The 17,049-nt window shown below is 62.5% G+C and carries 21 protein-coding genes and 3 tRNA genes; 16 read left to right on the top strand and 8 right to left on the bottom strand.

Going from position 1 to position 17,049, the window contains the following annotated elements; genetic code table 11:
* Window positions 1–367: 367 nt before the first annotated feature.
* The 4 genes from G7Y49_RS01510 to G7Y49_RS01495 are packed head-to-tail and all read left to right on the top strand — an operon-like array spanning window position 368 to window position 2,511.
* Window positions 368–631 carry an AbrB/MazE/SpoVT family DNA-binding domain-containing protein gene (locus G7Y49_RS01510; RefSeq protein ID WP_165170530.1) on the top strand — a complete coding sequence of 88 codons (264 nt, stop codon included), beginning with the start codon at window positions 368–370 and terminating at the stop codon, window positions 629–631.
* Window positions 632–931 (top strand): hypothetical protein, encoded by a 300-nt coding sequence (locus G7Y49_RS12035; protein ID WP_206214509.1) that lies wholly within the window; start codon window positions 632–634, stop codon window positions 929–931. It abuts the gene before it with no gap.
* 55 nt (window positions 932–986) lie between these two features.
* Complete coding sequence (locus G7Y49_RS01500; protein WP_206214508.1) at window positions 987–1,250, top strand: helix-turn-helix domain-containing protein; 264 nt, start codon at window positions 987–989, stop codon at window positions 1,248–1,250.
* Window positions 1,243–2,511 (top strand): HipA domain-containing protein, encoded by a 1,269-nt coding sequence (locus tag G7Y49_RS01495; protein ID WP_165170528.1) that lies wholly within the window; start codon window positions 1,243–1,245, stop codon window positions 2,509–2,511. Before G7Y49_RS01500 ends, G7Y49_RS01495 begins: the two co-directional genes overlap by 8 nt.
* A 117-nt stretch (window positions 2,512–2,628) precedes the next feature.
* Here the strand turns inward: G7Y49_RS01495 and G7Y49_RS01490 are convergent, their stop codons facing one another.
* Window positions 2,629–4,188: an NYN domain-containing protein gene (locus G7Y49_RS01490; RefSeq protein ID WP_165170526.1), complete on the bottom strand. Its 1,560-nt coding sequence runs from the start codon at window positions 4,186–4,188 to the stop codon at window positions 2,629–2,631.
* 189 nt (window positions 4,189–4,377) lie between these two features.
* On the opposite strand from G7Y49_RS01490, the gene G7Y49_RS01485 reads away from it, so the two are divergent.
* The 3 genes from G7Y49_RS01485 to G7Y49_RS01475 all read left to right on the top strand — a co-directional run bounded on the left by G7Y49_RS01485 (window position 4,378) and on the right by G7Y49_RS01475 (window position 6,955).
* Window positions 4,378–4,454, top strand: a tRNA-His gene (locus G7Y49_RS01485).
* Window positions 4,455–4,552: 98 nt separating this feature from the next.
* Window positions 4,553–4,628 (top strand) — tRNA-Lys (locus G7Y49_RS01480).
* A gap of 296 nt (window positions 4,629–4,924) precedes the next feature.
* Window positions 4,925–6,955, top strand: a complete 2,031-nt coding sequence (locus G7Y49_RS01475; RefSeq protein WP_165170524.1) for a sodium:proton antiporter — start codon at window positions 4,925–4,927, stop codon at window positions 6,953–6,955.
* 124 nt (window positions 6,956–7,079) lie between these two features.
* Here the strand turns inward: G7Y49_RS01475 and G7Y49_RS01470 are convergent, their stop codons facing one another.
* The 3 genes from G7Y49_RS01470 to G7Y49_RS01460 all read right to left on the bottom strand — a co-directional run bounded on the left by G7Y49_RS01470 (window position 7,080) and on the right by G7Y49_RS01460 (window position 8,631).
* Window positions 7,080–7,568, bottom strand: coding sequence for a pyridoxamine 5'-phosphate oxidase family protein (locus tag G7Y49_RS01470; RefSeq protein WP_165170522.1), 489 nt, complete (start codon window positions 7,566–7,568; stop codon window positions 7,080–7,082).
* A gap of 123 nt (window positions 7,569–7,691) precedes the next feature.
* Window positions 7,692–8,453, bottom strand: a complete 762-nt coding sequence (locus G7Y49_RS01465) for a TSUP family transporter (protein WP_165170520.1) — start codon at window positions 8,451–8,453, stop codon at window positions 7,692–7,694.
* A 103-nt stretch (window positions 8,454–8,556) separates the two neighbouring features.
* A tRNA-Ile gene (locus G7Y49_RS01460) sits at window positions 8,557–8,631 on the bottom strand.
* Window positions 8,632–8,892: 261 nt separating this feature from the next.
* On the opposite strand from G7Y49_RS01460, the gene G7Y49_RS01455 reads away from it, so the two are divergent.
* From G7Y49_RS01455 to G7Y49_RS01445, 3 genes are read left to right on the top strand one after another with little or no spacing between them, the layout of a single operon-like run.
* A complete protein-coding gene (locus G7Y49_RS01455) occupies window positions 8,893–9,117 on the top strand; it encodes a DUF3791 domain-containing protein (RefSeq protein WP_165170518.1) in 225 nt (74 codons plus the stop codon).
* A complete protein-coding gene (locus G7Y49_RS01450) occupies window positions 9,110–9,670 on the top strand; it encodes a DUF3990 domain-containing protein (RefSeq protein WP_165170516.1) in 561 nt (186 codons plus the stop codon). The genes G7Y49_RS01455 and G7Y49_RS01450 overlap by 8 nt, the downstream gene beginning before the upstream one ends.
* Window positions 9,667–9,900 carry a hypothetical protein gene (locus G7Y49_RS01445; RefSeq protein ID WP_165170514.1) on the top strand — a complete coding sequence of 78 codons (234 nt, stop codon included), beginning with the start codon at window positions 9,667–9,669 and terminating at the stop codon, window positions 9,898–9,900. Before G7Y49_RS01450 ends, G7Y49_RS01445 begins: the two co-directional genes overlap by 4 nt.
* 53 nt (window positions 9,901–9,953) lie before the next feature.
* Here G7Y49_RS01445 and G7Y49_RS01440 read toward each other — a convergent pair whose 3' ends face one another.
* A complete protein-coding gene (locus G7Y49_RS01440) occupies window positions 9,954–10,418 on the bottom strand; it encodes a type II toxin-antitoxin system HicB family antitoxin (protein ID WP_165170512.1) in 465 nt (154 codons plus the stop codon).
* A 209-nt stretch (window positions 10,419–10,627) separates the two neighbouring features.
* Here G7Y49_RS01440 and G7Y49_RS01435 point away from each other — a divergent pair, with 209 nt between their 5' ends.
* From G7Y49_RS01435 to G7Y49_RS01420, 4 genes are read left to right on the top strand one after another with little or no spacing between them, the layout of a single operon-like run.
* Window positions 10,628–11,290 carry an RNA polymerase sigma factor gene (locus G7Y49_RS01435; protein WP_206214507.1) on the top strand — a complete coding sequence of 221 codons (663 nt, stop codon included), beginning with the start codon at window positions 10,628–10,630 and terminating at the stop codon, window positions 11,288–11,290.
* Entirely contained in the window at window positions 11,283–12,083 is an 801-nt protein-coding gene (locus G7Y49_RS01430) for a hypothetical protein (RefSeq protein ID WP_165170510.1), read from the top strand. The genes G7Y49_RS01435 and G7Y49_RS01430 overlap by 8 nt, the downstream gene beginning before the upstream one ends.
* Window positions 12,062–13,009 (top strand): ABC transporter ATP-binding protein, encoded by a 948-nt coding sequence (locus G7Y49_RS01425; protein ID WP_165170508.1) that lies wholly within the window; start codon window positions 12,062–12,064, stop codon window positions 13,007–13,009. The genes G7Y49_RS01430 and G7Y49_RS01425 overlap by 22 nt, the downstream gene beginning before the upstream one ends.
* A gap of 17 nt (window positions 13,010–13,026) precedes the next feature.
* Complete coding sequence (locus G7Y49_RS01420; RefSeq protein ID WP_165170506.1) at window positions 13,027–14,259, top strand: hypothetical protein; 1,233 nt, start codon at window positions 13,027–13,029, stop codon at window positions 14,257–14,259.
* An 89-nt stretch (window positions 14,260–14,348) separates the two neighbouring features.
* Here G7Y49_RS01420 and G7Y49_RS01415 read toward each other — a convergent pair whose 3' ends face one another.
* A complete protein-coding gene (locus tag G7Y49_RS01415) occupies window positions 14,349–14,609 on the bottom strand; it encodes an iron-containing alcohol dehydrogenase (protein WP_165170504.1) in 261 nt (86 codons plus the stop codon).
* Between the two features lie 37 nt (window positions 14,610–14,646).
* Entirely contained in the window at window positions 14,647–15,246 is a 600-nt protein-coding gene (locus G7Y49_RS01410) for a TetR/AcrR family transcriptional regulator (protein WP_165170502.1), read from the bottom strand.
* 299 nt (window positions 15,247–15,545) lie between these two features.
* Between G7Y49_RS01410 and G7Y49_RS01405 the strand changes: the two genes are divergently transcribed.
* The gene (locus G7Y49_RS01405) at window positions 15,546–15,953 is read left to right on the top strand and encodes a hypothetical protein (protein WP_165170500.1); all 408 of its coding nucleotides are present in this window, start codon (window positions 15,546–15,548) and stop codon (window positions 15,951–15,953) included.
* Entirely contained in the window at window positions 15,940–16,353 is a 414-nt protein-coding gene (locus tag G7Y49_RS01400; RefSeq protein ID WP_241157218.1) for a type II toxin-antitoxin system VapC family toxin, read from the top strand. Before G7Y49_RS01405 ends, G7Y49_RS01400 begins: the two co-directional genes overlap by 14 nt.
* Before the next feature lie 86 nt (window positions 16,354–16,439).
* Here G7Y49_RS01400 and G7Y49_RS01395 read toward each other — a convergent pair whose 3' ends face one another.
* The gene (locus G7Y49_RS01395) at window positions 16,440–16,922 is read right to left on the bottom strand and encodes a GyrI-like domain-containing protein (RefSeq protein ID WP_165170739.1); all 483 of its coding nucleotides are present in this window, start codon (window positions 16,920–16,922) and stop codon (window positions 16,440–16,442) included.
* Window positions 16,923–17,049: the final 127 nt, after the last annotated feature.

The raw sequence follows: 17,049 nt of genomic DNA, 5'->3' as shown, positions 1-17,049 counted from the left end.
GGGCGGCGCCTTCTGGAAGGAGGTGATCGCCTATGGTCGAGAAAGTTCTTTTCATCATGGCTGCTATTGCGACCATCGGGGAGTTCGTCCTCGACGTTTGGAAAGAGTGCAATTCACGATCGGATGACAAGGGTAAGGAGAAGGAGCGGTAGTTGCAGCTACCGCTCTTGATCCAATCACCCGCGCCGCCCGTAACCGGTTTAACAACACGGGCTTTGCTGGCTACCCGCATTATAGCAGCGGCAAACGTGCGGGGGAATACTCCGTGTCGCCGCATGCTTTTATTGCTATTGAGCGATCGGAGCGGAGGGTCTTTGCACATGATATAATTTCAGAAACTCTGAAATTGCACAACGAAAGGCTGAACATGCTGGCGGAGCTTAAAGATCGGTCGCAGGTTACCATTCCGAAGCCTGTCTTGAAAGAGCTGGGCTTGGAAAAGGGCGATATGTTTGACATAGTCGTTGACGGAGGCAACGTCGTGCTCGTTCCCGTCGTCGTCTATCCCAAGGAAAAGGCCGCAGAGCTTGAGGCGCTTGCAACGCAGGCGCGCGTCGCCGCAGCAGCCGGCGAGGCGAAGGTGTACGATGATGTGGAGGAGCTGATCGCCGATCTGCATAAGGCGGTGTAGATGAGGTACAGGATCCAGCTTGAGAAGAGCTTCGCGAAGCGCTATGCCAAGCTCACCGCTGCAGAGCGAGGGATGGTCGATGACAAGCTTCGCATCTTGGCCGAGAACCCTTGGCATCCGTCCTTGCGCACGAAGCGCATTCAAGGAACTGGGGAATACGAGGTGAGCGTCAACATGGACATACGGATGGCGCTGACATTCGAGGTCATGGCCGCTCCTTTTTTCGCTTCCGTTATCCGTCAGCATGGCGTACGCATTTACGTACGCCAAGATATGAGAGGCGCACTCTATTACCTATAGGTTCTTTTCTATGCTACACTGCGCAATACAATACCTATAGGTAATAAGGAACGCTATGAGAACAAAACTTGACGCGCGATTTGACCAAGCGGCACGCACGCAATGCTATAGCATGGCGGAAGTGGGGCAGGTGCTGCGCCTGCGACGCCGAGAGCTCGGCTACACCCAGACGGACATTGCCGCCTTTGCCGGCTGCAGCCAGCGACTCATCAGCGAGATAGAGCGTGGCAAGCCGACGGTTGCTTTTGAGACGGTGCTGCGCATCGCAAATGGCCTCGGCATCGACCTATGGTTGCAGATTAGAGGGAAAGATGAGTAGCCTGTCCGTCTGGCGCGAATACCGCGGAAGTCTCGAGCTCGTGGGGAGCATCTCCTCTTCCTCCGGGAGCATTGAGTTTGCCTATGACCCTTCCTACGAGGGTCAGCCCATCTCGGTTGCTCTTCCCGTGCGCCGCGCGCCCTACTCAGAAGCCGCGACTGCTCGGTTCTTCGGGGCTCTTATTCCCGAGGGAACAGCACGGTTGGAATTTGCCCGGATCCTCCATGCGGAAAGGGGGGAGTACGCGCCGTTCCTGGAAAGGCTGAACGACGAGTCCATCGGGGCGATCCTGTTCTCCACGGGAGAGGGCGATCCGCATCGTACGGCGACTTATGAGCCGGTCGAGCCTCGCTTCTTCGAGACGTTCGCACGCCGCCCCCTTGAGACCGCTGTTGCCGTAATGGGCAAGACCCGACTCTCCCTCTCGGGCGCCATGGCCAAGGTGGGTCTTTATTGCGATGCGGCTTCGGGGCGCTGGTTCTACCCCATGGGGAGCGCTCCTTCGACCCATATCGTCAAAGCCGCTGACGGCGCTCGCTTTCCGCGGGAGACCGTCAACGAGGCGCTCTGCCTGGGCGTGGCGAGGCGCTGCGGCTTGCCCACTGCTCATTGCTCGCTCATCGACTGCGGTGAGGACGAGCCTCTTCTCGCGGTCAAGCGCTTTGACCGCATCATTGAAAACGGCGCTTCGGACATTGACGGGCTTCTCGTGCCACGCCGCCTGCATCAAGAGGACTTCTGCCAAGCTGCCTCGGTCGCGCTCAAGTACGAGCCGACCGATGGGCGCTATCTGTCGCTGCTCGCCGATACCGCCCATCGCCATTGCGCCAATGCTTTCGGCGAGAAGAGCTTGCTGCTCGAGTACACGTTCTTCCACTATCTCGTAGGCAACTGCGATAACCATCTGAAGAACTATTCTCTGCTCTATGATGCGGAGTGGCGCACGCAGGAAGTTGCGCCTTTGTATGATGTTGCCAGCACCGTGCTCTATCCCGAGATCTACTTGGAGATGGGCGTTTCTTTCGGAGGAGATCGGCGGATAGATCACGTGACGCGAGATGCCGTCGAGAGGGCCGCGGCATCGTGCGGGGTTCCGCTTCGGCTGGCCATGGACTCGTTCGATGAACTTGCCCGCATGATCCCTGGCGCATTGGAGGAGGAGGCTGACGCGCTCGTACGGCAGGGATTTCCCGAGGCGCGCAAAGTCTCTGCTGCCATCATCGAGGGCGTCATCCAGCGGGCTTCGGTGAATGCTCGGTAGCGATTTGGCGGACTCTCGTTCCGCGCCAGCGTGCGATTCGGGTGGGGCTGGGGACGGTGGGGTGCGTTTGCTGCTCACTGGATGATGAAGGAGCCCCTTGCGGGGCTCCGATGCTGGTTATTCGGCGAGCTTGACGATGATGCTCTTGCCGATCTTCTCGATGGAGAAGTCGTCGATGCTGCTCACGTACTGGCGCAGCTGCGAGAAGCCGAGGTCGCGCACCTTGAAGTCCTTGAACTTCGCGCGCACGGACTCGCTGATCTGGGAAAGCTCGATGCCCGTCGCGCCGGACTCGCGCACGAGCTGGCGGATGTAGTCCTGCGGCGTCTCGGGCGCAGCCGTCGCCTTCTTGCCCGAGCGGCGGCGCGATTTGCGCGCTGGTTTCTTGGCGGGAGCGGGGGAGTCGGCTTCGGCTGCGGGAGCGGGCTTGGGAGTGGGGGCAGCTTCGGTCGCGGGAGCGGGGGTAGCCTCGAGCGGCGTGGGCTTGGGAGCTGCTTCGGCCGCAGGCTCTGATGCGGGAATGGCCGGCTTTGACTCTGCTGACGTAGGCTCGGATACAGGCGCGGCCGCTGGTTCCATCGCATCGGGCGTAGCCTCGGGCTTCTCCGCCTTGGCGGCCGTCTTGGGCGAGACGCGGTGGCTGCGGCGGCTGCGCTTCGGGGCCGCCGGCTTCTCGGCCGGCTTTTCGCCGGTCTTTTCAACGCTCTTCTCCTCAGATGTCCCAGCGACCTTCTCAGCGGCTTTCTCCTCAGACGCCCCGACAGCTTCGGCGGCCACTTCGCCAGTTCCTTCGCCTTCCTCGGGCTTCGCCGCCGCAGCTTCCTCAGCTGTTTGCTGAGGCGCGGCCTTGGAGGTCTTCGAGGACCGGCGCGGACGCTTCTCCTCGCGTCGGTCCTCGGCCTTCGCAGCCTTGTCCTCGCGTCGGTCGTCCGCCTTCGCGGCCTTCTCCTCGCGCTTGTCCTCGCCGCCCTCGGTGAGCTCGACGGTCACCGAGCTGTGGTCCTTCGTGATGCGCACGCGCGTGAACTCGCTGAGGAGCTTCGAGAGCAGGTTCGTGCCGTAGCTGCGCACGTCGAAGTCGGGGTAGCGCTTGAGCAGGCGGCTTCCCACCTCGCCGAGGCCGGTGGACTTGCCGTTGTTCTGGTTATCGGTGATGATGTCGACCACGGCCTGCTCCACCTCGTCCTTCGACATGGCGGGGCCGTTGGCGTTGCCGCTCTTGCCGCGCCTGTCGATGAGCAGCTCGAGCGTGGTGAACACGTCGCACGCGCGGCGGAAGGGCGTGGGGGTCTTCTTCTCGCCCATGCCGATGACGGTGCGGCCGCTCTCGCGCAGGCGGCTCGCCAGGCGCGTGAAGTCCGAGTCGCTCGACACGATGCAGAACCCGTCGACCGACTCCGTGTAGAGGATGTCCATGGCGTCGATGATCATGGCCGAGTCGGTGGCGTTCTTGCCCTGCGTGTAGCCGAACTGCTGGATGGGCGTGATCGAGTTCTCGAGCAGCGCGTCCTTCCACTTGGCGTGCAGCGTGAGCGTCCAGTCGCCGTAGATGCGCTTGATGGTGACGGTGCCGTACTTCGACAGCTCGTTGAGGATGGGCTTGATGTAGCGCGCCGACACGTTGTCGGCGTCGATGAGCAGCGCGAAGCGCTTGTCGGAAGATGTCTTGATTTCCATAGGGTGCTTTCTCGAGCCGGTCCCCCGGAGGGGATGCGTGCAGATATGTTTTGCGATGCCTTAGATGATAGCGCGTGGCGGGCGCGTTTGGGGCCGCGTTGCGTCTGTTCGGGCAGAAACTTCGGAAATACGCGAAATTTCCTCTTGCAAGGTCAGGGTCGCATCCCTATAATATTGCCTTGCGCCATGGTGGGTGTGGCCTAGTTGGCTAAGGCGCCAGATTGTGGCTCTGGAGATCGTGGGTTCGAGTCCCATCATCCACCCCAGCGCGCGAATTGCTTGAAAAAGGGTCTTGCGCAAACGCGGCGCTTGGCCTAAAATAGCAAAGCGCTTTGAGCGTGAGCTTTGAGCGCGAACGACTTTTGCACCATTAGCTTAGTTGGTAGAGCAGGGGACTCTTAATCCCAAGGTCGAAGGTTCGAGTCCTTCATGGTGCACCACGAATTTCGAAAGCCCCTCGTCGAGGGGCTTTTTTGCTGCTCGGGGAGGGGGCGCGGCTGGCTGGTGCTGTGGCGGGGCGCTCTTGCTGCGCGTCGCAGCCCGCGGCCCCGATCACGACTCCGATCACGTCCCCGACGCCCCGCTTCCGCTCCCGACGCCCCGCATGTAACGCTTCGGTCACGCTTTTCTGAAGAACCCGTGCCTTCGAGCGCGCAGGGCGGGTGACGCTGAGCTTTTTCCTTACAATGAAGGCGAAACACGAAACAGAAACATACTGCCCGAAGGAGGTCCCTGCGTGGAAACGCTCACGCTCGGGCTGCTGCTGCTTGCCGCCGTCCTCGTATCGTCTGTCATCGACCAGATCGTTCCCAAGGTGTCGCTTCCGCTCATCCAGATCGCGCTCGGCGTGGTGGTCGCGCTGTTCGCCTCGGGGAGCATCCAGATCGCGCTCGACCCGGAGCTGTTCCTGGTGTTCTTCATCGCGCCCCTGCTCTACGACGAGGCGAAGCACGCCGACAAGGTGCTGCTGTGGCGCGACCGGAAGCCCATCCTGTCGCTGGCCATCGGGCTCGTGGTCGTCACCACGCTCATCATCGGCTTCGCGGTGAACGCCGTCATCCCCTCGATCGGCCTGGCCGCCGCCTTCGCGCTCGGCGCCGCGCTCGGCCCGACCGACGCCGTGGCCGTGTCGTCGCTCTCCAAGCAGATCGACATCCCCGAGCGCCAGAAGAGCATCCTCAAAGGCGAGCTGCTCCTGAACGACGCCTCGGGCATCGTGTCGTTCCAGTTCGCGCTCGCCGCGGCCATCACGGGCGCGTTCTCGCTCTTCGACGCCACCGCCGACTTCCTCGTCGAGTTCTTCGGCGGCCTGGTGGTGGGCGTCGTGCTCGGCGCGGTGGGCAACTTCATCGTGCGCAAGGTGCGCGACATCGGCGTTGAGAACACCACCTTCCACGTGCTGTTCGAGGTGTTCACGCCGTTCCTCGTGTACCTCATCTCGGGCGCGCTCCACGTGAGCGGGATCATCGCCGTGGTGGTGGCGGGCCTGGTGAACGTCATCTCGCCGCGCACGATCGGGCCGGCGGTGGCGCGCATGAACATCGTCTCGTCGAGCGTGTGGCGCGTGCTCACCTTCGCGCTCAACGGCGTCGTGTTCGTGCTTCTGGGCACGCAGCTGCCCAACGCCATGCGCCACACCTGGGATGACGTGTCCATCGGCAACGGTATGCTCGTCGGATACGTGATCGGGCTCACGTTCGTCCTTCTGGCCGTGCGCTTCGCGTGGTGCCTGGCCATGGAGTACGCCTTCGTGCGGAGGGTGGGGAAGCGCCCCTTCAAGCTTTCCGACGCGAAGACCTCGCTCATCACCACGCTGTGCGGCGCGAAGGGGACCATCACGCTGTCGATCCTGTTCACCATCCCGGTGTTCATCGCGCCTGGCGTCCGCTTCCCGCAGCGCGACCTCATCATCTTCCTGGCTTGCGGCGTCATCGTGTGCACGCTGCTGCTCGCCACGTTCGTGGTGCCGCTTCTGGCGCCGAGGCGCGACGCGAAGCAGGCCGAGCTTGACGCGAAGAAGCGCGAGGTGGAGTGCAACCTGGAGATCATGCGCAGCGTGATCGAGGAGCTGACCTCGCGGCAGACGCCGCAGAACCGCCTGGAGACGCAGGCGGTCATCCGCTCGTACAACGACCGGCTCGAGCGCATCAAGGAGATCAACGACATGGAGGACGAGCCGAACGTGAGGCTGCGCATCGAGGCGCTGCATTGGGAGCGCGAGCGCACGCTTGAGCTGATCGAGCAGAAGGGCGTGTCGGGCATGGTGGGGTACGCCTACCTCGCGCGCCTCGAGCAGGTCGAGCAGTTGCTCGAGCACCATGCGGGCCGCCTGTCGCCCAAGCACCTGTGGATCCGCGTGCGTGCCATCATGCGCCGCGGCCTGCACAGCATGCTGATCGAGCTGCCCACCAACTCCAACATGAGCCTGCGCGCCGAGGAGCAGCGCAAGCTGCAGGTTGAGACGGCGACGTACGCGATCGCGCGTTTGGAGGAGAAGGTGGCGTCGACCGAGGTGCCCACCGAGGACGCCGCCGCGCTGCTGCTCGAGTACCAGGGCAACAAGCGCAAGCTCATGAGCGCCACGCCGAGCGTGTCGACGGTCATCAAGACGGTCAGCCGCACCGACGACATCCGCCGCTACGCCCTGCAGCTCGAGCTCGAGCAGATCCAGACGATGTACGAGGAGGAGCGCCTGAGCCGCGCCGCCGCCAAGCGCATGCGCGAGAACGTCCACCTCATGCAGCTGGACTTGGACAACCACGTGTAGGAGGGCGGCCGGCGGGCGCAGGTGCGCCGCTTGCGGCAGCCGGCGGGTGCGGGCGCGCGGCTCCAAGCGGTCGTGTGGTCGGCGGGTGCGCAGGTGCGCCGCTTGCGGCAGCCGCCGGCGCGCGTTACGCGCGGGCGCGTGCGAGCTCGATGGCCTCCTTGCCGCTGAGGTGCTCGATGGCGAGGCGGATCATGCAGGTGCGGTCGAAGAGCTTGTCGGCCTCGGCTTGGCGGCCTTCCTCGTCGTCGGGCGTGTAGCGCGCTGCCAGCAGGTCGAGCGCGTGTCGCTTCTCCACGGGGTCTTCGATGATGTGCGCCCGCCCGAAGGCGATCACGCTGCGGAAGTACGTGGTGTACTCCTTCGCCACCACATCGTCCTGGTCGATCACGCAGAACGACGCCTTGTCGTTGTGCGCGATGGCGTCGATCTTGTGCCCGGCGAGCGCGCTGTGGAAGTAGAGGCTCTCGCCGTCGAACACGTAGCTGAGCGGCACCGTGTAGGGGTAGCCCTCGTCGCCGGCGAGCGCCAGGACCCCTGAGGTCCCCCGCGCGAGGATCGCCGCGCACTCCTCGTGCGACAGCATCTGCTTCTTGCGTCTCATCTCACGGAACATGGCTGGCGTCTCCTTCCCGGAAGGGCTTTGCGCGATTCGTCTGTCATGCGCCATTGTAGGGCAAGGGCCTCGCCCCTGTCCCCCTGAACCCTTCTTCGTCACGTGATCGGGAGACGCGGGGCGCTACAGGCAGAGCTCGCCGGCGAGGTCGGCGATCACCTTGCAGAAGAAGAGCGCCATCACCACGAGCATGATGGGCCGCGCGATGGCCGAGCCCTTGCCCGAGAACGCGCCCGCTCCCAGGTAGTTGCCCGCGATGTTGAACGCGCCCGCCGCGAGGCCCAGGGGCAGGACCACCACGCCGTTCACCAAGAACACCGCGAGTGCGGCGAGGTTGGTGGACAGGTTGATGGCCTTGGTGGTCCCCGCGGCGGTGCGCACGTCCTGGCGCGCGAGGGCCGTGAGCGCGAGCATGAGCAGCGTGCCCGTGCCCGGGCCGTAGAAGCCGTCGTAGAACCCCACGCCGAGCGCGATCGCCGCGGTGATGCAGAGCGCGCGGCGGCGCGGGATGGCGGTGCGCGCGAAGGAGTCGAGGTCCTTGGTGCGCAGGACGAACGCCGCCATGGCGGGCAGCGCCACGAGCATGACCACCTTGAGCGCCGTGTCGCTTGCGAGCAGCGCGGCGTTGCTGCCCGCATACGAGCCGGCAAGCGCGCACGGCACGGCGACCAGCACGAAGGCGCGCACCATGTAGCCGGCGCGCGCGTAGCGGATGGTCGCGATGAGCGTGCCGAGGGAGTTCGAGAGCTTGTTCGTGCCGAGGGAGGCGTGCATGGGCAGCCCCGCGAGCACGAACGCGGGGAGCGATATGAGCCCGCCGCCTCCGGCGATGGCGTCAACGAAGCCCGCCACGAACGCGAGCGGGCAGATGATCAGGTATTCCACAGCCTCGTCTTTCGTACTCAGATGAGGGGCGCGTCGGCTCCGCGGGGGTGCGCGGCGCTAGAGACAGGCGTACCCTCGGCTGAGGGTACGGTCGGTGTCGAAGTGGTGGGCCCGGCCGGATTCGAACCGACAACCAAAGGATTATGAGTCCCCTGCTCCACCGTTGAGCTACAGGCCCGCTTTCGCGTTGGCTATTTTAACCCATTTCAGCGCAAGCGCCATGTGATTCTCGGCACGCTCACATATCGCGTTGGCCAGAGGCGCAGCCAAGGCGGTTGCATGTCGGGCGCAGCCAGAGTGTGGAAGTAAAGGATGGCGGGGCGGTGGGAGACAGTGGGAAGCGCCGATGCGCGAGGCAACGCTTGATTTGAAACGCGATGCTCATCTGATTTAGAATGGCTTTGTCATGGGCGTTGTCGACAATCCAGAGGAGCCGCACGTGGACCGTCAGAGGGAGATAACCTACATGCAGGTGCGCATGGCTCGCTGCGCCATGCGCACCTGGGATGCGACGCTCGGCCAGGTATCCCAGCGCTTCGCGAAGTACGACGTGACAGCCTACATTGAGCAGAACTATGACCTGCTGCACCTTGAGGGCGACGAAGCCGTGTTTGAGGACGTCGCCGCCTACGTCAACCGACGGGAGGCCGAGGAACATGCGTAAGCTCGCTGACGGCCTGTCGCTCTACCACGGCAGCTACACTGAAGTCTCTGATCCGGATCTCTCGAAATGCGCGCTGCACAAGGACTTCGGCCGAGGGTTCTACCTCACCACTTCGCTTCAGCAGGCCCGAAGTTTTGCCAGGCTATCCCTCAGAAAGGCCAAGGCGAACAAGATCGTGGCAGCTGGGGCGCCCTGCGGATATGTGTCGCGGTTCACGTTTCACGCGCCGGTGGAAGAGCTCAACGTGATGGCGTTCGATTCCGCTGATGCTGCCTGGCTTCACTGCGTTGTTGCCCACCGGAAGGACGGCGCGTTCCCCCTCGTTCTCGAGAAGTGCCTGCCCTGTGACGTCATTGTAGGCAAGGTAGCCAACGATCAGACGAACGCCACCATCGCTGCTTATATGGCCGATGTGTTCGGTCCGCTTGGCTCGAAGCAGGCTGACGAGATATGCATCGGGCTTCTGCTTCCCGAGAGGCTGTCTGACCAGTTCTGCTTCCGCAGCAGCAAATCCTTGAGTTGCCTGACCTTTGAGGGGAGTGAGGAGGCATGACGGCGAGCAGGCAGATGATCGAGAGCGCCATTGACCTCACGGCCGTTATGGCTGCTGAGCAGATTGCCGCGTATGAGCAAACAAGCACGGCGCAGGCGCTGCTAGGACTTCTCTCGTCGAACGTCGGTGCGCAGCTCTTTGACGACTCGCTCAAGCTGTGGTGGGACGGCCCCTCTGCGATCGCCGAGGCGTATCAAGTTGAGCAGCGCAAAGCTTGCATTGAGCGGTGAGCTGTTTGATCAGAGAGTCGTTTGAGATTCTCAGCGCAGTCACGGCCGCGGGCTCATCCCTGCAAGGCTTCTTTTCGCGGTCTTCCCGCGCTGCGTGGGTCGGCTTTCCTCTTCTTGATGGACTCGACGCTCACGTAAGTGCGTCTGCCGCTGCGATAGCCGTCAAGCAGCCCTGCGTCGATCATGTGGGTTACGCGCCCCGCTGAAACGCCTAGATCGCGGGCGGCTTGGGCGGCTGACGCAACTTTGCCGCGTATGACATAGCTCTCGTCCGTTTCGAAGAACACGGCTATGACGATCTCCCCGTCATCGGCTTCGTGGCCGATGTGAGAGACGGGAACCTCGTCTCCATGCAGCAGCAGGGATGCTACGTAGGTCTTCATCGCATCGGCCATCATGCTCGCAGCTTCGTTTATCGTGTCACCTTCGCTCACGCATCCGGGAAGGTCAGGTGCGTCAGCCCAGTAGCCGCCTTCTTCTGCAGCGTGAAACACGGCATCGTAGATGTACTTTCCCATGATGCTTCCTTTCGGGGGCATGCCTAAAGCCAGCCTGCGCTTTTAATCAAGATCCCAAGAATGTGTATCGTTAAGGGCAAAGTGCAAGCTGCTAGAAAAGCTTAACTCAATAATAATACAGATGTTCTATTAAATAAAGAAGAATGTGGGAATATCTTGCAACGATAAGGGCGCGGATTGCGAATATAGGAGTGAAAGGTGGTGAGGCGGTGGGAGGGAAGGCGACAGACGCGAAGGGCATCCGCGACGTGCAGGGCTTACGTAGCGTGCACAACACGCAGCGCACGCAGGGCTCGTCTAGCGCGCATGATGCTCGCGACATGCACGGGCTGAGCAGCGCGCGGGAGCGGAAGCTCATCCGCGACGTGCAGCGGCGGGGATCGCGCGAGGCGGCCGAGGAGCTTGTGCGCGCGTACTACGACGAGGTGTATGCGTTCGCGTTTCGTCAGTGTGGGCGTAAGGAAGATGCGCTTGACCTGACGCAGGGCATTTTCATGGCGACGCTGCATTCCCTTCCGCGATTCGACCGCCGCCGCGCTTCGTTTCGCACGTGGCTCTACCGCATCGCCGCGCACAAGGTCATTGACGCGCGGCGGCGCGTGCGCGCCGACGTCGCCCCGCTCGGCGACGCTGACGTGCCTGACGGGCAGGACTTCGCGGCTCAGGCGTGCGATCGCATGCTGCTTGAGCAGATCGAGTCCTACGTCTGCGCGCTCGACGCTGAATCGCAGGCGGTGTATCGCCTGAGGCTGTATGCCGAGCATACGTTTCCCGAGATCGCTGAGGTGCTTGGGATGTCAGAGTCTGCCGTCAAGGCGCGGTACTACCGTTTGGCGGCTCGCTTGAGGAAGGAGTTCGGATCCCATGAATGATCCTGTGGTCAAAAGCGCGTGGGACGCGATAGGCGTGCCTGGCGCCGCGGATCTGCCCAGCGCTGCAGAGCGCGAGCGCAGCATCGCCGTCATCGTGGATGCTGCGCTGCCTGCGCGCATGGGCCTGCGCGCGCAGCTTGCAAGTCTCTTGCGCGAGGTGCCTGTTCGCGAGCTTGTATTCGGCGTGGAGGACTGCCTCTTTCTGGCTCTTGTCGCATCGGCGCTCGTGTTTGCGCCCGCCGTTCTCGCCGCCGCACAGCAGGGTGACCTGCTCGCTCCTCTGCTCTTCGCCTGCTCGCCTCTTCTGTACGCCTTGGCAAGCATGCTCGTTCGCTGGAAGGAGGCGATGCGCAAGGTGCTCGAGTGGCGGTTGACCTGCTGCGTCTCTCCGCAGATATTCGATGCGCTGCGCATGCTGCTGTTTGGCGGCGCGTCGACGGCATCAGCCGTGGTGCTTGCGCTTGCTCTATGGGGTGCGACGGGACAGCGGGTGTCGCTCATCTGGCTTCTGGCGCTGACGTGCTCGAGCCTGTTCGCGTACGCCGCCACAGCGCTTGTGTGCGAGCGGTTTGCGCGGGGGAGATGGGCTTATCTTGTGCTGCCAGCCGCATGGGCGCTCGTGAGCACGGTGCTCGTGGCGTTTCCGCCGGCTTCGTCGGCGCTTGGGCAGGTGCCCCTCGCGGTGCTTGTGGCTGTGGCCGCAGGTGCGGCTTTTGTCTACGTTGGTGAGCTGCGGCGCTGCGTCCTGCGGCCGGTGGAAGGAGGCATGACGTGCTGCAAGTCGATCATGTGACGAAGCGTTTCGGAGAGGTGACGGTGCTCGAAGACGTCTCGCTTGCCTTTGATCCAGGGGTGTACGGGCTTCTGGCACCGAATGGCGCGGGCAAGACGACGCTCATGAAGATGCTGGCCACCTTGATGGCTCCCACGGAAGGTCGCATTCTGTGGAACGGGGAGGACGTGCTTTGCCTGGGGGAGGGGTATCGCGCGTGCTTCGGCTATCTTCCGCAGGAGTTCGGCTTCTATCCCCGTTACACGCCGCGACGATTTCTGCGCTATGTCGCGACGTTGCAGCGCATGCCGCGCGCGCAGGCTGACGCGCACATCGACCGCCTGCTTGACGCGGTCGGTCTGTGGGACGTGGCTGATCGGAAGATGCGTGAGCTCTCGGGTGGGATGCTGCGCCGTGTGGGCATTGTCCAGGCGCTTCTCTGCGACCCCCAGCTTCTCGTGCTTGACGAGCCCACGGCGGGCCTCGACCCGCGCGAGCGCGTGCGGTTCCGCAATCTTGTGCGCGCGGTTGCAGATGATCGCATCGTCATCATGTCCACGCACGTCGTGTCCGACGTGGAGGCCATCGCCGATGAGATCATCTTGCTGAAGGACGGTCGAGTGTTCGCCTGCGAGTCTCCGGCGAGCGTATGCGCGCGGGCGGCGGGCAGGGTGTTCGAGATGCCCCTGCCCGCGCCGCTTCCGTCTGCGTTGAGGCAGGTTCTGGGGCGGGCTTCGCCTGCGCCGCTCCCGCCAGGGTGGCGGGTCTTGAGCGAGCGTCAACGCGGCGGGCACGTCGTCACGCGCATCGCGTGTGACGAAGGCGGCGCAGACGCGGTGTGTCCGCCTGCCGGTGCCGTTCCCGTCGAGCCATGCTTGGAGGATGCGTTTCTGTATCTGTATGACGATAGCTCGGAGAAGGACTTCTCCTTCGCTTGGACGGGCTGAGAAGGGGGCGTGATGGCATGAGGCTGTTTCTCTGCGAGATGCGCAAGATATGGCGTCCGGGTCTGGTCGTGGTCATCGCGGCACTTGGCTTGGCGTACTGGGTGGCGGTCGCGAGCTTTGATCTGCGCTACCTGAACAACGGCCCTTATCTCCAGGCTGATGCTGCGTTGGCCGAGGGCTGGCTCGAGGAGTTCGGTCCCACCATGGAGCCCGAGGAGCGTGCGCAGCTCGACGTGCGGCTGGCAAGGGAGATCGCTGCGTTCGACGATCAGGTGGCCGACTTGCCAGAGGCGGTTGAAGCGGACATTGGTAGCTACGCGGCATATCGGGCCGCTCTGTCGGAGCGGCCGTCCGAGGGGGATCTCCCGCGTGACGCGGACCTTGCCAAGGTGTTGGCTTCGGAGACGAGCTATCCGACGATTCAGCAGCTTGAGTTGTTCATGGAATCCTATGACATGGCGGAGGAGGCTGCTGCTGCGCGTGCTGCCGAGGCGTCGGACGTCGCCGATGCGCCATGGAGCGGCGGCCTCGTTGGGCCGCGGGCGGCTGCCGTCGACCAACGCATGCTCGCGGCGTACGAAGGAGGCGAGCGCGGGTTCCTGCCGCACGGCATGCTCGAGCGTGTCATGAGCTACGCGGGGCATCTGGCGTCGTGGACGGTGCTGAGCGTGATTCTGCTGCTCATACCCGTGATGACGCGTGATCGGCTGCACGGCATGCGCGTCATCCAGCGAACGTCGCGCGCGGGGTGCGAAAGCGTGCGCACGCAGATTGCGGCAGGCATGTCGTCAGCAGCGCTGCTCGCCTTGGCGAACGTGGCGGCGTGGGGCATCCCGCTTGCGCTCAGCGGCACGCTGGCGTTTGCGAGCTGTCCGCTTCTCAACTACGCGAACCACTTCTACGTGCCGTGGCTGAGCGTGACATACGGGCAGTACTTGCTGACTCTCGCGGTGCTGACGGTGGCTTGGGGGCTCGTTGCCGCTGCGGGCGCGCTCTTCCTCTCGCAGCTCAGCGACAACTACGTGTCTGCGCTGCTGAAGGCGTTGCCGCTGTTCGCCGTGCTCGGGATGGTGCTTGCGCCGTGGGCGACGGAAGAGGCGCTCATGGTCCGGGATGTGGCTCCCGGCTCGTCGGTGCTCATGCCCTGCGGCATGGAGGTAGCTGCTCTGGTCGTGCTTCTCGCCGTCGGGGCGGTTCTGCTTGTGCGCCTCGCGAGAAGCTGGGAAGCACCAACGCGCGAGGGACGCTGAGGGCGAGGACGAGTGCTTTGGGAACGTCGGACGCCCGTCAACTTGAGCCCTTGTTGCTCGAGGCGTCCCGCATCATAGCGCCCAGCCACTCATCGCGTTCGGTCACCTTTGTAGATCGCGCCCAGCGCCATGCCCCACAGGGGGCCGAAGGCGAATCCGATGGCATGGTCTTCCCACAAGCCGCAGTAATTCAGCGCCACGCCCAGCAACAGGCCAAAACACGCCCCCATGGCCATGTTCACGCCGCTAACCCGGCTGCGACGTTCTTTCGTGCTGCAGCTTGCCGCCAAAACCGCCAGCGCGATCCCCGTCAACACCAGCGGAAGGGCAGCGGAAAGGAGCTCTCCCACGTTTCTCACCCTCCTGTTTCTGCAATATACTTCTCGCTCATTTCCCCTGCTCCTTGGCCGCTTCGGCGAAACGGGTCGCGAACGTGCGGATGCGCTCTGTGATCTCGGGCTCCTTTTCCGGGTAGCGGTCGCACTCCATGACGAGCGCCGACACGGGCGCGGTGTACGCGAGGGCAAGGAGCTGCGGGTCGCAGCGCTTCAGCAGGCCCTTGTCCATCATGCCCGCAAACACGTGCGTGAAGATGCGCTCGAGCCTTTTCAGGAAGTGCTCGGAGGCGAGCGCCCTTGCGCGCTCGTCACGGTGCTGCTCGGTAAGGAGGAGCCTGCGCGTGAGCACGATCCTCTCGTCGTGAATGGTGAAGCCGACCATCTTCATCGACATCTCGACGAGCTCGTCGCACGTGCTTGGAACGGGAGGCAGGTTGTCTTCGGAGCCGAAGCTCTTGGAGTAGTGGGCTTCGAGCGCGTCGAGCATGGAGGCCCAGATGTCCTCCTTGCTGGCGTAATGCTTGTAGAGGGCCGATTTGCCCAACCCGAGCGCCTGCGCGAGCTCGCGCATGTTCGTGCCCTCGTAGCCGCGTTGCGCGAACATGACGAGCGCCGCGTCGAGTATCCGTTGCTTCGTGTCTTTGGCCACTGCTTTCCTCGCAAATCTGGGTGTGCGTACGGCCGCTTTTCATGTATAGTGAACGAGCGGTCACTTTTTGCTCTGCCAACTGTATCAGATCGTGGGCTGGATTGGCGGCATGAGCGAAGAGAAACCGGAAAAGCGTCCCCTTCGCCGGACCTTGCCGGCCTGCCGGCTTGCCATGGCGTCTCCATTGTAGTGCTTTCGGGTCAGGCCCTGACGTGACGAGGTCACGTCGTTTCGCTTGTGCTCGTCTCGTGCAGCATCTATAATTCATGCAAAATGGATGTGAAACGGAGGTAAAAAGCATGTCTGCATTGCAAGTGAAGGATTTCCCTGACGATCTCTATGAGGAATTGCGCGAGTGCGCAGCCAAGGAGTGTCGAAGCGTTTCCCAGCAGACCATCTACGGCCTCAGGGAATTCCTCCGCATGCACAAGGCTCAACAGGCTGTGAAGGATGCGCTCTGGGCGGCGCCCTATGGTACCGACCTTCTCAGCGAGGACGAGGATCGCGAGCGCCGGAAGCGCGCAAAGCGAAGGCGGGCTCTCAACGACCGAATTGACGAACTTGGGCCAGCCGATATTCCAGCCAGTTTTCCCGATGCTGCAGAGCTCATTCGCTTAATGCGTGAAGAGCGTGCCGATCGAATCCTGGAAGCCGTTGGGGATTTGGATGCGATTCGGAAAACGGAGGCCCAACGTGATCGTGCTTGATGCCAGCGCTGCTGTCGAAATAGCAAACAGCACGCCAAAAGGCGAAGCGCTTCGTGCCCTGCTCGAAGAAGGGGAGCAGCTGATAAGCTGCGACTTGCTTCGCGTCGAAGTGCGCAATTCATTTTGGAAGTACGTCACTGCTCAAATGATGTCTGAGGAATGCGCGCAAAAGCGAGCAGCTATCGCCATCGGCTATGTTGATACCTATGTCCCCATTGAGGAACTCGGCGACGAGGCGCTCCTTGAGGCGATAAGACGCAAGCACCCCGTATACGACATGCTCTATTTTTGCCTGGCTCGTCGTAAGGGTGCGACCCTGATGACGCTCGATAAAAAACTCGCAAAACTCTGCCAAGATGCCGGCGTGAATTGCCTAGAAGAAGTGGAGCTTTGCGGATAATCCTTTGAGAGCAATTCACCCCTTTCTAACCCTTGGCTTTAAAATCAAAGAAAAAGACCAGGGCAGATAACGCTCTGACCCGCTAATTACTCATCGGCACCCTCGTCCATCCCCTGGACGGGAACCCAAATGCCGCATTCGTAATCCGGAGACTGAGGGTTGCCGGCAGAGTAGACCTCGAGGGTAGCCGTTCCGTTCGCGCGATGCTTCTGGCCGTCGTTCGGGAACCATTCCCGCCATACTGCAGTGTTCAGGGTCTGCAGCGAGCCGGGCATCGGCCCCTTTGCGGTAAAAACGGCCCAGTCGCTTGCGGGGAAGGGATACAGCTCTAATCCTTGCGGCACATCACCGCCCTGATACATTCCCACAATCCAATACTCGAATCCGTTTTCGGATTCTGCGCAGATGGCAAACATGCCGATTTCATTTTCCAGAATCGCTTTTTCAACTTCCGTCTCAGGCTTCATGGTCTGCCAAAGTCTTGCGTATTTTGCAGCGTACTCCTTGTCCCAGAACTCAGGACACTTCTGGTAACCTTCCTCCGGGCGAATCTCCGTATGGTATCCGATTGATTCCTACGCCAATTCCTGAGCACTGTTCCGCAATATACTGAGCACGATGACGCTAATTCTTAAGCACAAGTGTGCTTATTGCTGAACGCTCCCATAATCACCCTGCATGGCAAAGACGACCATG

Origin of the sequence: Adlercreutzia sp. ZJ242 (assembly GCF_011038995.1) — a bacterium.
GTDB lineage: Bacteria > Actinomycetota > Coriobacteriia > Coriobacteriales > Eggerthellaceae > CAAEEV01.
Note: the sequence above shows the minus strand (reverse complement) of the source record. Positions and strands in the feature narration are given on the sequence as shown.